Genomic DNA, 14,458 nt, shown 5'->3' on the forward strand with positions numbered 1-14,458 from the left:
AGCGGTTCAGTCGTTGTCGGGGTCGAGCGCCAGGACGAGCTGGGTGACGGCTGCGTTGCCGCCGGTACTGGTCCTGACCCGGTAGAGGCCCGGTCCGGGAAGGGTGATCCAGGCACCGATGTCGCCGTCGTGCCAGCCGAGCCGACCGGTGGCGACCCGCAGGCCGGTCTCGGCGTCATGGACGGTGCAGGTGATTCCGGCATACGTGTCCAAGACGGAACCGGGGCCAGGCCGCAGACGCAGCAGCCAGGACCGGCCCGCTTCAACACAGTCCGGGACGTCCAGACCGATGTCGCCCTCGCCCAGTGCGGGGCCGAGGTCTTGGTCGTGCTCGGTGAGGACGGCCCGAACATAGGTGATGGCGACGCTGTCCTTGGCCAGTGCGCCGTGCTGCAGCGGGAGTGGGGTCACCCCCATGGCCGGGGCGAAAGAAGCGGCGTCCCGGTAGACCGTGCCGTCCCCGGCACGGTCCCGGCGGAGAGGGACGCCGTTGCGATCCCGTGCCAGCTCGCCGTCGCCGTTGCGCTCGAACGAAACGTACTGCTCGTGCACCACACCGCCGTCTAGGCGCAGGCTCTGTACGGTCGGCTGGGCGACCCCGACGACAGCACGGTGGCGCGGCAGCTCGGGCCCCTTCTCCCGCATGTGCTGCTGGAACTCCTGGGCCTCGCGAGCCAGTTCCGCGTCTCCCCCCAGGGCTGCGACGTCGGCCGAGCTGAGGCGGTGGACATCGAGACCCGCATCGACGCAGCGGTAGTCTGGGAGCAGATCGTGTACACCCGGCAGTGTCGCGGACAGGGCCTGCATCCGGCGCCGCAGCCGGGCGGGCAACCGGCCGGAGCGGTCGCCGTTGAGGATGACCGCCGCCTTGGCCGAGCCGAGGAACGGCGTACCGAGGGTGACCACGGCCCTGGTCTGGGAGGCCAGATCGCTGCCTTGGGAGGCGGCGTGGGCGAAGGCGGCCCGGGTGACCATGCCGCCCATGGAGTGGGCGACGAACACCAGACGGGCCTCGCGCTCGTCCGGATGCGAGCGACGTGCCCGAGTGTGCTCCTCACTGGCGCGCCACAGGGCCAGGTGCTCGTGAGCGGCTCCTGCCAGCCGCGCTCCGTTGACGGCGACGGGGAGCCGCCAGTCGTACGGAAACTCAAGTACGGCCTTGGGACGAGCTACCTCACGGACGGCATCGAGAAGATCGTCATAGGGTTCGATGCCCTTCAGGAACGGCGCCCAGACTGGAGCGCGAAGCAACTCGGTGGCCTCGATCCGGCCGTACCGGCCGGATCGTTCGTCATCGTCCAGGTGCAGCGGCTGCATCCCGTCCTCGTGACGCCAGGCCGCGCCCACCCACCTGAGATCACGCAGCCCCCACACCAACCGCCCTGTCGTGGTGTCGCGCAGAGCGCTGCCCATGATCCCCGGCACCACGATCACCGCATCATGCGTCGCATCCGGCGTCACGGGCGGTGCTGGCGCCCAGGGCGCCACGCCCGCGCCGAACGACACGTTGGTTCGCTCGGTCCCCCCATACATCATGCGGGAAACGATATCTGGCATGCCCCGCAGAGAGGGCAGGAATGCCGAGGACTGCCGCTGCGGGGAAGCCGTGGCAGATCACCCAGCGTCGCGCTCGCGGCAGGCAGTTCCCCTTGCCGGGATGCCAGATCGTAGCCCTCAGTGGTCGCTGGGCGGCCGATCGACTTCGGCCCAGGTCACCTTGGTGTAAGGCCCCTGCGGCTCCGCGCCCCATCGGTCGGCGAGGGCTTCCACGAGGAGCAGGCCGCGCCCCGACTCCGCCGCCGGATCCGGCCGTTCGGGCAGCCTCCCGGGTGCAGGCGGGAGCTTGTCCGGCCGGGTGTCGGCCACTTCGATACGCACCCACTCCGGCGTCAGCGTTAGACGCAGGGCGAAGTCCCGTCCGGGCGTGTGGCCGTGCGTGACGGCGTTGGCGGCGAACTCAGCGACGACGGCCGCCACAGTTGACGCCGTGCGGCCGTCGCGGGGGATCTCCCAGTCGTCGAGTTGCTGCACGGCAAGCAGCCGGGCGAGCCGGGCCCCTCGCCGGGACGAGCTGAGCTGTACGCGGAACGACAGGGCCTGGAACTGGGGTTGGGGTGTGCACGCTGAAGCACGAGTTTCTGACTTCACACCGTAACCGTCTCGTCACGCCCATACGCTGACCAGGGCGGATGGTCGTACCCGGCAGCGCTGTACGAGTTGGGTAGGGATCGGTACGGGTCACGGCCCGTGACGGGTGGCAGGCGGCCACGTTGGTCAGCGAAGGTACGGCGAGACGTGGGGACGTGACGCGCATGGCGAACAACAGCCGCACAAGGCGACACGAACGAGACGACGACCACCCGGCGATCTGGGTCGGCTACGGCAAGCTGGCCAAGCTCTTCCGTAGTAAGAACGGGTTGACCCAGCAGGAACTGGCCGACGCCGTCGGCTACTCCTGCGAACAGGTGGCCTCCATCGAGCAGGGCCGCCGGCCGGCGAAGGCCGCGTTCACGGAGGCGGCCGAGCGTGTCCTCGCGACGGGCGGGGTGCTCGCGGAACTACAGGAGGACGTGGACCGGGCCAAATTGCCCAAGTTCTTCCAGGACTTCGCGTCGATCGAGGCGGAGGCGGTGAGTCGGTTCTCGTACGATCCGCTCCTGGTACCCGGGTTGTTGCAGACTGAGGAGTACGCACGGGCGCTGTTCACGGCCCACTGCCCACCGCTGCCCGACGAGATGATCGAGCAGCACATCGAAGCCCGGCTCAGCAGGCAGCGACTGCTCAGCAAGACACCGCCGGTGGACCTCTCCTTCATCATCGGCGAATCCGTACTGCGCAACGCCGTCTGGGGCAGGGGCTCGATGCGGGCACAGCTTGAACATCTGCTGCAGGTGGGGGCGCAGCGCAATGTCGAGATCCAGGTCATGCCGGAGGCTGCGGGCTTCCATCCGGGACTCAACGGCCCGATGGTTCTCCTCGAAACCCTGGAGCACCAGCAGGTCGGCTACTTCGAATCCCAGGGGGTCGGTGTCGTCGTTACCGACCCTGGGAAGGTCAGTGCCTTCGGCCTACGATATGGCAAGCTGCGCTCGCAGGCCCTGAACGCCGGAGAGTCCGCAGATCTCATCGAACGTCTGGCAGGAGAGGCATGAACTCGAAGCAGAGCACGGCCGACTCGGGTTCCCTACGGTGGTTCAAGAGCAGCTACAGCGGCTCTGACGGAGGAGACTGTGTCGAGGTGGCCCCCGCTCCGGGCACGGTCAACATCCGCGACTCGAAGACCCGGCAGGGACCGGTGCTCGGCTTCTCTCATGCCGAATGGTCCGCGTTCGTTGCGTACGCGAGGCGCGCGCACCGGAACGACATCTGACGCCGCTTTCACCTGAGCAGGGCTGCGGGCAGGTACCCCGGCTCAGTGCGCGCCTTGGCCAACCCCCTGCTCCCGTACTGTGGTCCCCGGCTCTCGGCACGAGGCGGGGTGGCCAAGCGGCGATGGGTTATCGCCGTAAGCCGCATAAGCGCGTTCCTGCTCACGGGCCAAAATCATCCCAAGCGCCAGGTCTGTTCTGGGTACCTCGAATCCCAGCTTCCTGAGGACCTGGCGGTAGTAGGGCACCAGCCCACCTCCCGGGGTCGTCACCAGTGCCGATAGCAACGGCGCGTTCATCGCGGTTTCGGCGTCGACCCGCGCGAGCATCTCTCACCGCGTGCTGTAGGGAAGGGCTGCAAGGTCGCTGGCTACACCGCTGATCAGAGCATCCCAGGTCACGGTACGACGAGCACGAGTAACCGTGATCAACTTTTGGCGTAGCTGCTCCGCATGCGCCATAGGGCCAGTTCTGCCGCCTCCATGGGGAGGATGATGGCAAGGTTGGAATCCTTGTCGCCGATTACCGCGGTCTGGACGAGGCGATAGTCAACGTACGGCGAGGGCATGGCTGATTGGCCTCCGGCGATAAACGGTCGGACTGCGGGGTCTCGAGTAATCCTCAGGCCGGCTACTGCTGGTCAGCATGCGCGTGACTCCCAGCCGGTGGCCACGACCTTGTGGGCATCACGTCAGAAGAGGGCATCGTCAGGCGGGAAGAGCCCACCGTCCTCGAATGCGGCTCGGGCAGTGGGGGCAGCGCTCCTCTGTTCTGCTCGCTGCCGCTTAGCTTCTGCCGAAGGCTCCGGCATGTCAGGGTACTTCTTGGGCTTCTTGTGCAAGCCGAGGTAGACCTCGTCGGCGTATGCCTGGTGGTTCAGCTGGCGGAGGCGGTCGATGATCTCGGTGCGGGCGAGCAGACCGATGGTGTAGCGGGTGCCCTGGTCGGTCTCGTGGAAGCCATGATTGAGGGGGCAGGTCTCGTGGGCGGGGTCGGCAGGCGGGGTCTGGCCCGCCTCATCTAGCAGATCATGCCAGCCGTAAGCCTCAAGAGTGGCCTTGTCGACCTCCTCATGAATGTGGCGAAGTTCGACGATGTCGCCGTCCTGGAAAGCTGGGTCGTGAACGAGATTATAGGTAGCAGTAAGGCCGATATTTCGACGCGACATAAACTCGCGACGGTACTGGTCGAGGCGGGCACCAGCGCTGCGTAGACGATCAGTTAGCAAGGGCCGTACGAGCGTTTCGAAGACATCGGTTGATGTATAACGAAGGTCACCCTTCATCGTAGAAGCGCGATCAATCGCCCACCAATAGTGCGGGGCACTACTTAGCACGCCGAGGAGGGCGAGGTCATCGCAAGCAAAGACAACCGTTGCCTCGCTAAAAATTTGGCCAGTTGACATCATCACGGGCATCACAGTGTGCGTATGACGAGTAATAACCATGCACCGCGAAAGTCGAGAGAGGGCGACCATAAGCGCTGGCCTTTTTTCAGCATACTGCCAGTAGCGCTGAGGAAGTGGGTTACGCAAAACATACCCTCCCCCTTCTCCGCGGCGCTGACGCTCCGGTTTAACCTCTCGCAGAACCTGCTCAAAAGCGTATGGGTATTCTTTGGCTTGAGATTCCGGCCAATCGTGAAAATTGATAACCCAGCGATCACTTTCATGCCTGGGGTTGCTATTTAGATCCTGACCGTTGATGTACGGAAATACAACCTCGCTATACTTCTTATACTCTGAAATCCAGGCACGCGCCCGCGCGGCAGGCAGCGTAAAGCCGAGCCCCAAGACGATTACGCCCTGGAATGACAATCCGCCATTACGTTCTAGTCGCTCCGCCCACGAGTCCTCGCGCGTAGCCGGGTTCAGGGACGTAGAAATTCCGTTCGAGACTAGCATGCCGTCAAGAAAAAGAGCTGCTCCCTGCGCAACATTCGCTCGACTAGTCCATACAGCACAGTATTCAAGTACTGCGGATCGCGAAGGCCATGGTGCACTCTTTAGGGCCCTCCGAATGGTGACTCCACCAGCTTCCAGCTGAGCCAATCCCACCTCGCGGGTATCTCCTTGCGCCAATGTATTCGTGGCGATCAGACCCGTCTGCCCCCTTTCATTTAGGAGACGGTGTGCGCGCAGCTCGAAGTACGCCACCAAATCCGCGCTTCCCCTCCTGCCGCCAGCCAGGTACTCCACCAAATATTCCCGGTATGCCTCCCCCATGGCACCCGTAAGCTTCTGCCCACCCAGGAACGGCGGATTCCCTACGACCGCATCGAACCCGCCCCGCTCCACAAAAACCTCTGGAAATTCCAGAGGCCAGTGCAGCGGCATCCTTCCCATGCTGCCCTCCGGCAGCTCGCTCGCCAGCCACTCCCGCGCTTCGGCCCGCGCCTCCACAACTGCGATCGAGTCGTCCGCCGCGAGACTCCGGGCAGCCTCCCGCGCCCGGCGTGCCGCGGACGGGAACAGGTTTCGGACCCGTTCACCGCCCTCCTCATACCAGGGCACCCTCCCTGAAGCACATGTAGCTAGCGCTGCCCCAACGATAAGGTCACCCACCAAACTCAAACGCGCCGTCTTCTCCCGCACCGCGCGCAGATGTTCCCGCTTTTTGCCCAGGGCCTCGATGCCATCACCCTCTATCTCCGTGATGGCGTGCCGCTCGGCAATAACTTCGGCGACCAGACTCTCGGTGTCCGCCTCGGCGCCAAGCAGGTCGCCCTTCGCCACATCCAAGTGGACAGCCTTCAGCTGCTCCAACGACGTGACCCCCAGCAGCGAGTCCCCCGTCACCAACCGGTCATCCAGGAACGTGAATGGACGAGTCGGATCCATGGACACCAGCCACAGCGACAGCTTGGCCATCTCCACGGCCATTGGGTTGATGTCCACCCCGTACAGGCAGTGCTCAATCACCTGGCGCCGAGCCTCGATCACCACCGGGTCGGACTCCGCGTCCGCCGCCGTGACCGCGTCGACAGCCCGGCCCGCGCGGTACTTGACCGCATCCTCTCGCTCGTCCCGCTCCCACGCCTCGATCAGCCGGTCCGCCAAGTACCGGCAAGCTGCCACCAGGAACGCCGCCGACCCCATCGCGATGTCTGCGACCTTCAGCTCAAGGATCTGCTTCGCCTTCTTCGGTACCCAAGCGTCCCTGTCCGCCGTCTGGAGCGGCCCCGGCTCGTACACCAGCGGCTCCAGCGCGTGCAGGATCACCTCCTCCGCCAACCGGCGCGGAGTGTAGTGCGTGCCCGTGTTCTTTCTGAGCGAGGACTCCGTCACGAACAGAGCCCCCGCCGGGATGACCACCGGCAGGTCCCGCAGGTCGCGGCGGATGATGCCGAAGAACGGCAGCAGGCGTTCCGTCAGGCCGCCGTCGCGGCAGACGTGGTTCAGCAAGCGACGGGCCTCCTCCCTCTCGGCAACGTCCTTCACTGGGGCGAGCAGCTTCTCCAGCCTCGTCGCGCTCGCCGGCGGCTTCGGGTCCTTCCACGCCTCGTAGATCTTCTTTGCAAGGGTCTTCACGTCCCTCGACGAGACCGCCAGGGACTCCAGTTCCCGCAGCGGTACTTCATGCTCCACGCCGTCCGGGCCGATGAGGCCGACCATGGTCTCGACGGCGCGCTGACCGTCGTACGAGAGCAGGCCCTCGTACACGTAGCCGATCTGCTCGACGCCCAGCGCACGGAAGCTGAGCGTGCGGGTCTCCCTCTGCCTGCCCGTGCCGACGCGGACCTCCTGCACGGACTGGAGCATGTGCAGCACGGTGCGGTCGTCGATCGGCAGGAGCGGGTAGCTCTTCTCCAGCCAGGGGTAGGCGTCCGGGTCGAAGATCGAGCCGTCGTACGCGGGGAGTTCGAGCTCCGGATGCTGGACTCCCCCGTGTACGGCATGGAACAGCGCAATCAGACGGTGCCAGGCGGCCGTCGTGTACTCCAATGAGGCCTCGCCCTCGGCATCCGCGCGGGCCTTCAGCTCAGCGCGGAGGAAGCGGGCGGAGTAGGAGCGGGCGTAGACCTCGTTGTCGGCCGGGAGCAGACCGCGTTCTTCCGCGAAGAGGAGGAAGACGAGGCGCATCATGACCGCGACCGCGCCCCGGTAGACCTCGCTCGCCTCGACGCCGCTCGCGCGTAGACCGGGGGCGCCGTGTTGCATGGCGCGGGCGTCGGCTCGGCCGATGGCATCCACCAGCTGCTCGACCGCCTGGCGGACCTGGATGCCCAGCGCCTCGGTGACCTCCTCACCGGCGTCAAGGCTCTTCTTCAGCAGGCCAACCAGCGTCTCGGACTCGTCGTACTCGAAGAAGCGGCGGCGGCGCAGCAGGGCGACGAAGGCGCGGACGACGTTGCGTTCGGCGGCCTCGTTCCAGCCGATGGCGTCGAAGACGGCGGTCGTGGTGACGCCGCCGACGGGGGCCCAGACCAGGCACCACCAGCGGCCGTCGGTGACCAGGCCAAGGGGGATGTCGTGGTGGCGCAGGAGTCGGGCGAGGCGGTCGGCGGGGCTGGCCGCCCAGTCGTCGCCCCCACTCGGGCGGGCGGTGGGGGCGGTACCGCTGGGGGCGATGATGCCGAGCAGACGTACGCGCTTGGCGGCAGTGTCGGTGTCCGGTTCCGCGGCGAGGTCGGTGCCGGGCTCGGTGAGGGCGAAGTCGGGGCGGACGCGGGCGTTGTGCTCAGGGACATCGAGGGTGAGGCGGTCCAGGGAAAGGTCATCGTCGTGGCCCTGGCGCAGGGTGAGGGCGTCGCCCCATTCCAGGAGGGCGCGCAGGACGTAGGCGATCCACTCGTCGCGGCCGGCGGTGGTGTCGGCCTGCCAGTCGGCGTGGCGGGCGCGCAGCCGGGCGCGCTGGTCCTTATCGATCGCGTCGAGCTGGGGCCAGGCCTGGAGCAGGACGGGCATGGTGAGGAAGGGGCCGGATACCTCGGTGAGGTCCAGCCATTCCTGGTGCTGGCCCCGGCCGTCGAGGGCCTTGGCCCTGGCGGCGGCGACTCCGCGGGAGGAGACGCGGGCCGAGCCACGGAAGGAGGAGGCGGCGGGGCGGCTCATCGGCTGGCTTCCTTTGCGGGGATCACGAAGACGACGGCGACAGGGAAGAGGTGGGAGCTCGGTTCGCGGTAGCGGGCCGCAATGGCGGCGAGTTCGCGTTCGCGTTCGGCTCCCAGTCCTTCGATGCGAGCCTGCCAGCGTTCGCGGTCCTCACGGTACTGACGCTGTTCGGCGGTGGTGACCTCGCGGGTGCCGAAGAGGGCGATCTGCTCGTTGGCGTCGTCGCCCTCCTCCTTGAGCTTGACGCGCAGGGAGGCCTCGAAGCGGTCCAGGGTGGCCTGGATGCGGTTCTCCTCCTCGGTCCGGCGGGACGCCAGTGCGGATTCGAGGCTGGCGCCGCGTTCGCGGGCGCGGGCTGTGAGGGAGTCGTGGAGGGGTTTCTCCAGCCGGGGCCAGGCCTCGGCGTAGGCGCGGCGCAGGTCGGGGGCAGCCTCGGTACCGTCGGTGAGGGCGCGGGCGAGGACGGCGCCCTGGGTGCGTACGGACTCCCAGCGGCGGAAGCGGCCGGTGTCGCCGAACCATCCGCCCGCGTAGAGGATCTCCTCGTGGAGGCGCGTGCCGTCGTTGCCGACGAGGACGTAGCGGGCGTAGGCGGAGACGAGGGCGGTCTCGACGGCGGGGTCGTCGGTGACGACGGCGGTGACGCGGTGCAGGCCGACGGTGTCGGCGTTCCACACGGCGGCGGTGAGCAGGCGGGTAGAGAGGGCGACGAGCGGGTGCTTGAGGTGGGTGAGCACGACGTCGTCGCGGCCGAGGGCGGCGACCTGCGGGTCGAAGGTGACGGGGCGCTGCTCGGCGGGGCGCAGCTTATGGGCGAGGCCGCGGGTGGCGCGTTCCCAGGTGCCGGAGAGTGGCGGGACGGTCCAGAGGCCGTCCAGGTCCTCGTTGTAGTACGGGGTGAGGGGCTGCTGGTGGTCGAGGGCGAGGGCCGTATCGACGACGCGTTTGATGTTGGCCGGGGTGAGGCCGAGGGTGTCGACAGTCTCCCGGTACTGGTCGGCGAGGCGCTTGGCCTGGGCGGTGACGTTCTGCTCGGGGGCCACGGTGCCGCCGGTGCGGCGGCCGGCGATCTGCTTGGGCTTGGCGTTGTCGATGTCGACGGGGGTGGTGTCGCCGGTCATGCGGCGCTGTACGGCGTCGGCGATGACGGCGTTGACGGAGCCCAAGTCGGCCTCGGTGCGGGCGATCTTGCGGGCGATGCGGGAGAGGAACTCCAGGTCGGCCTCGTAGGAGCCGGCGGCGGCCTTCTCCCAGCCGGCGCCGATGAAGTGGGTGATCTCCGGGTCGGTCTTCTGGCCCCAGCGATCGATGCGGCCGATGCGCTGTTCGAGCTTGTTGGGGTTGAAGGGGATGTCGTAGTTGAACAGGCGGTGGCAGTGGTTCTGGAGGTCGATGCCCTCGCTGGCGGCGTCGGTGGCCAGCAGGATGCGGACCTTGCCCTCGTCGGTGGCCGGGTGGGCCTGGAAGCCGAGACGGATGTTCTCGCGGTCGTCGGTGCTGAGGCCGCCGTGCAGGACGGCGACGCGTCCGCCGTCGGTGAGCTCCTCCTGCTGGAGCAGGTTGAACAGCCACTTCTGGGTGTCGCGGTACTCGGTGAAGACGACGACCCGTTCGTTGGTCCAGAGACGGCCGTCGGGACGGCAGATGGCCTTCAGTTCGCAGATGAGCGCGTCGGCCTTGGAGTCGACGGCGGCCTCGTGGGTGAGGGCCCAGCGCTCCATCCGCTGGAGCAGGGCGAGTTCCTCGCCGTCCTCCTGGGGGGTGAGGCTGGTGGAGCGGGTGAGGGCGTCGTCCTCGGCCTCCGCCAGGCCCAGGTCGTCGAGTTCGGCGACGAGGTCGGGGAAGTCCTCCAGCCACTCGGGGACATCGGCGGCGGCCGAGCGGGTGCGGGTCCGGGTGTCGTCCAGGTGGGATAGGTAGACCTGTACGGTGTGCAGGAAGGCGGCCGGGGAGGAGAACAGCCGTTTCTTGAGCAGCAGGGTGACCAGGTCGGCGGCGCGGCGGCCACCGCGGGCCTTGGAGGTCATGCGCTTGCGGCGCAGGTCGGCGAAGCTGCTGAGCACTCCGTGGATCTCGCGCTCGGTGTCGGTGTACTCGACGGGGAGTTCGCGAGTGCGGCGGGTGCGGAAGCGGGGGGAGCCGTCGGGGTTGGTGATCGTGGACTTCAGGCGGCGGACGACGGTTTCCTTGCGGGCCTGCTCGTCGGGGTCGACTCCACGGGCGAACTTCTGGTTGTCGATGAGCTCCAGCAGCGCAGTGTACGACTCGGGGTAGCCGTTGTGCGGGGTCGCGGAGAGGAAGAGGCGGTGCTCGAAGTGGGGCACGAGGCGCCGGATCAGCTTTGTCTGCTGGGAGTCGACGGCGTACACCTGCTTGGGCGCGGCAGGGGCCACGTGATGGGCCTCGTCGAGGACAAGGAGGTCGAAGAAGCGGCGTTCGGTGCCGTCCTCGTTGGTCTCCTGGCGAGGTGGGACGACCTCGTCGAGGAGACGCTGTGCCTTGGTGCCGCGCAGCCACGGCAAGGACACGATGGTGAGCGGGTGGACGCGGAACGGGTTGGCGGCAGTGCCGTGGGTGCGGCGCAGCCGGGCGCAGTGCTCGGCGTCGACGATGGTGAACTCCAGGCCGAACTTCTCGGCGAGCTCGTCACGCCACTTCAGGGTGAGGCCCGCCGGGCAGATCACCATGACGCGGTGGGCGCGGCCGCGCAGCAGCAGCTCCTGGACGACGAGCCCGGCCTCGATGGTTTTGCCGAGGCCGACGTCGTCGGCGAGGAGGAGGTTGACGCGGGGAGCGCCGACCGCTCGGGAGACGGGTTCTAGCTGGTACGGCTCGACGGCGACACCGGAGCGAAACGGCGCCTGGAGCGTCTTGACGTCGGCGGAGGCGACGGCCGACCAGCGGACGGCGTCGAGGAAGGCGGCGAGGCGGGACGGCGGGTCGTACTGGCCGGTCGAGGCGTTGGGCAGGGAGCCACGGTCGAGGATGCGGCGGCCGGGCTCGACCTCCCAGATGACGGAGAGGGTGTCGCCGAACCGACCGTCGGCGACGGACTGGAGGTGGACCAGAGTGGCGGTCCGGCCGCCGTCGGAGGGCGGAGCGGGCTCCACGCGGGCGACGACCCAGCTCTGGCCCCGTACCTCGACGAGCTCACCGTCCCCGGGCAGTCGCTCCTGAGGAGCCGCCGCACCCCGCTCCCAGTGAGCCGTCTGCGTCATCGGTGATCCGCCTCCCCTTGACCTGGCATACGGCCAGAACCCTACGCAATACGGGGCCTCCGCCCCGTCCCCGGCAGTAAGCTAGCATCAGCCGTGATCGCGTGAACACAGTTCACGCACGACTTCCGGGCTCGGATAGCATCCGGTCCAGCCGGGCGATCAGGCTATCTGTCCGCGCGTGGCATTCGTCGTCGACCGGAAGAATCCGCTCCTGCTCCTGTTGCAGGGCTGTGAGCTGGTCACGCGCCTCGCGCAGCCTTCCCGTCCGGGCGACGAGCGAGCCGATCCGGAACCTGGTGTCGAACACACCCCGGTCGGCGGCGCCGAAGGCGTTCCGCTGCACTGGCAGGAGGTCTTCGAACTCGTGCAGCGCCTCAGTGGTGCGCCCCAGCTCGGCCAGGCACGTGGCCGCGCCGGCCCGGCAGGCCAGTACGTCCAGGTCCGTCGCGGGGCGGCTGCGACCGAGGGCGCTACCGAGGGCGGAATAGCCGTCGTAGGCGCGGATGAACTCCTCGGCCTTCAGCAACAGGTCGCACAGCGTCAGCCGCGCTGCCACGGACTCGGCGTCGTCGAGCGGGCGGCCCGCCTCGCGCAGTCGCCGCTCCAGTGAGGCGGCGGCCCCCGCGTGGTCGCCCCGCGCGGCCTGGTCGAGGATTTCCTGGGGCACAGCAGCGGCCTGGGCCGGGTCTCCCGTGGGCGCCGGGCGTGGGACGGGGATCGGCCGGGACGGGGCACGGCCGGCGGGGGGTGACACGGAGACGGAAGCGGACTGCAGGGCGCCGGATCCGGTGGCTGCCGCGTTGTCCGGCCCGGCGGACGTGCCTCTGGGGGCGGCGGACGTGCTTCTGGGGACGGCCCGGTCGGGCCGTCGGGCAAGCCAGGCGCGTGCCGCGCTGTGGACCTCTTCGGCCGAGGGGCGGTCGTCGGGGGACTTGGCCAGCAGCCGCATGACGAGGGAGCCGAAGTCCGCGGGTATGTCGCCGCGCAGATCACCGAGTGGGGGCGGTTCCTCGTACGCGTGCCGGTAGAGGAGTGCGACGGCCGTACCAGCGGTAAAGGGCGGGCGGGCCGCCAGAATCTCGTACAGCACGCAGCCCAGGGCGTACAGGTCGCTGCGCTCCGTCGCCCTCCCGCCGTCCGCCTGTTCCGGTGAGATGAACCCGGGCGTGCCCAGCACTTCCTGGGTGCGGGTGAGTCGGGGTTCATCGGGGTCCGGCTCCATGGCCGCCGCGATACCGAAGTCGAGCACCTTCACCGTGCCGTCCGGCGTGAGCATCAGGTTGGACGGCTTCAGGTCCCGGTGGACGACGCCGATGCGGTGGGCGTGGGACAGGGCGTCGGCCGTCTGTGCGGCGACCGCGGCGGCGAGGTGGATCGGGAAGGGGCCGTTCTGCTTGAGGAGCCGGGAGAGTGTGTCGCCACGCACGAGTTCCATGACGAGGTACAGGCCGTCGCCGTCGTCCCCGTCGAGCCGACCCGACTCGTGGACGACCGGCACGCCTGCGTGGCGGATCCGGGCGGTGAGGCGGGCCTCGCGCTGGAAGCGCCGCTCCATGCGGTCGAGGTCGATGCCGTGGCCGCCCGCCGCCAGGAACTTGACCGCGACGGGCCGGTCCAGCCGTAGATCCCGGGCCGACCACACCTCGCCCATACCGCCGCGGCCCAGGCGGTCGATCAGCTCGTAGTGTCCTCTGATCCGTCGTGTCACGCCGTACTCGGCCCCCTACCCAGTCGCGCGGTCGCCCGTACGGCATATTCTCACGCGATCGGTGACCGGGCGGTCACACCGGGTACGGACCCTGCGGGAGCACGAACGGGCGGCGCGGGTCCTCGGGGGCGAAGCCGTGCAGGGTGCCGGGTCCCGGGCGGGCGGTGGGCAGCCACGGTCCGAGCGCGCCGTACACCTCGGCGGCCGAGGCAGGCCGGTCCTCGCAGTCCTTGGCCAGGAGGGCGAGGAGCAGTTCCTGGAGCGCCTCCGGTACCGGTACGCCCACCGCGGAGAGACTGGGCGGCGCGTCGTGCAGATGCCCGCGCAGGACGGCCATCGGCCGTTCCCCGGGGAACGGCGGCGTTCCGGCGAGCATGTGGTGCAGCAGACAGCCGACGCTGTACAGGTCACTGCGCCCGTCGAGCACCGCTTCACCCGACAGCAGCTCGGGCGACGCGTAGCGGAGATTGCCGGGCTGTTCACCGGTGGCGGTCAGCTTCGGACCGTCGTCCGCCATCAGTTTCACCAGCCCGAAGTCCAGGATCTTCACCACGCCGTCGCGACGGATCATGACGTTCTCGGGCTTCAGGTCGCGGTGGACGAGACCGGCGGCGTGCGCGGCGGCGAGGCCGGAGCAGATCTGGGCGGCGACTGCCGCCGCGGACGCCACGTCCAGTCGTTCTTCCTCGGCCTCGTCAATGAGCGTGCCGAGCGTCGCCCCGTCGACGAGCTGCATCACGAGCCAGTGGGTGTCACCGGCGACGGCCGCGTCGTAGACGGTGGCGATGTTGGCGCTGTCGAGCGCCGCCGCGGCCTTCGCCTCCCGTACGAATCTGCGCCGCGCCCGGTCGCGGTCCTCCGCCTCGGCGAAAAGTTCCGCGGCGACGATCTTGACGGCGATCGGGCGCTCCAGGTGCAAGTCGCGTCCCTGCCAGACCTGCCCCATGCTGCCGCGTCCGAGGGGACGATCCAACGCATAGCGGTCGCCGAGCACGGTGCCCTGGCCGATGGCGTGCACGATCTTCCTCCTGAACCTGGCTCCGCCAGCGCCGTCACCGTCGAATCATCGCCATTCACATGACCGATTGGCAGCTACTTCGTCGTGGCGGCT

The 14,458-nt window shown here is 68.4% G+C and carries 8 protein-coding genes; 2 read left to right on the forward strand and 6 right to left on the reverse strand.

Features of this window, described 5'->3' with window-relative positions; all coding sequences use genetic code 11:
- Positions 1-6 precede the first annotated feature (6 nt).
- Together ACZ3KP_RS07810 and ACZ3KP_RS07815 are read right to left on the reverse strand one after the other, a co-directional pair.
- Entirely contained in the window at positions 7-1,536 is a 1,530-nt protein-coding gene (locus ACZ3KP_RS07810; RefSeq protein ID WP_467497297.1) for an esterase/lipase family protein, read from the reverse strand.
- Positions 1,537-1,674: 138 nt separating this feature from the next.
- Positions 1,675-2,148, reverse strand: coding sequence for an ATP-binding protein (locus ACZ3KP_RS07815; protein WP_467497299.1), 474 nt, complete (start codon positions 2,146-2,148; stop codon positions 1,675-1,677).
- Positions 2,149-2,312: 164 nt separating this feature from the next.
- Here ACZ3KP_RS07815 and ACZ3KP_RS07820 point away from each other — a divergent pair, with 164 nt between their 5' ends.
- On the forward strand, positions 2,313-3,152 hold the full coding sequence (locus ACZ3KP_RS07820; protein WP_467497301.1) for a helix-turn-helix domain-containing protein: 840 nt from the start codon (positions 2,313-2,315) through the stop codon (positions 3,150-3,152).
- Positions 3,149-3,370 carry a DUF397 domain-containing protein gene (locus ACZ3KP_RS07825; RefSeq protein ID WP_467497303.1) on the forward strand — a complete coding sequence of 74 codons (222 nt, stop codon included), beginning with the start codon at positions 3,149-3,151 and terminating at the stop codon, positions 3,368-3,370. The genes ACZ3KP_RS07820 and ACZ3KP_RS07825 overlap by 4 nt, the downstream gene beginning before the upstream one ends.
- Before the next feature lie 689 nt (positions 3,371-4,059).
- Here ACZ3KP_RS07825 and ACZ3KP_RS07830 read toward each other — a convergent pair.
- From ACZ3KP_RS07830 to ACZ3KP_RS07845, 4 genes are all read right to left on the reverse strand, one after another.
- Positions 4,060-8,421 carry an Eco57I restriction-modification methylase domain-containing protein gene (locus tag ACZ3KP_RS07830; protein WP_467497305.1) on the reverse strand — a complete coding sequence of 1,454 codons (4,362 nt, stop codon included), beginning with the start codon at positions 8,419-8,421 and terminating at the stop codon, positions 4,060-4,062.
- Complete coding sequence (drmD, locus tag ACZ3KP_RS07835) at positions 8,418-11,639, reverse strand: DISARM system SNF2-like helicase DrmD (RefSeq protein WP_467497307.1); 3,222 nt, start codon at positions 11,637-11,639, stop codon at positions 8,418-8,420. Before drmD ends, ACZ3KP_RS07830 begins: the two co-directional genes overlap by 4 nt.
- Before the next feature lie 112 nt (positions 11,640-11,751).
- A complete protein-coding gene (locus ACZ3KP_RS07840) occupies positions 11,752-13,347 on the reverse strand; it encodes a serine/threonine-protein kinase (RefSeq protein WP_467497309.1) in 1,596 nt (531 codons plus the stop codon).
- A 73-nt stretch (positions 13,348-13,420) separates the two neighbouring features.
- A complete protein-coding gene (locus ACZ3KP_RS07845; RefSeq protein WP_467497311.1) occupies positions 13,421-14,365 on the reverse strand; it encodes a serine/threonine-protein kinase in 945 nt (314 codons plus the stop codon).
- Positions 14,366-14,458 lie beyond the last annotated feature (93 nt).

The organism is Streptomyces sp. NPDC020958 (assembly GCF_055562175.1).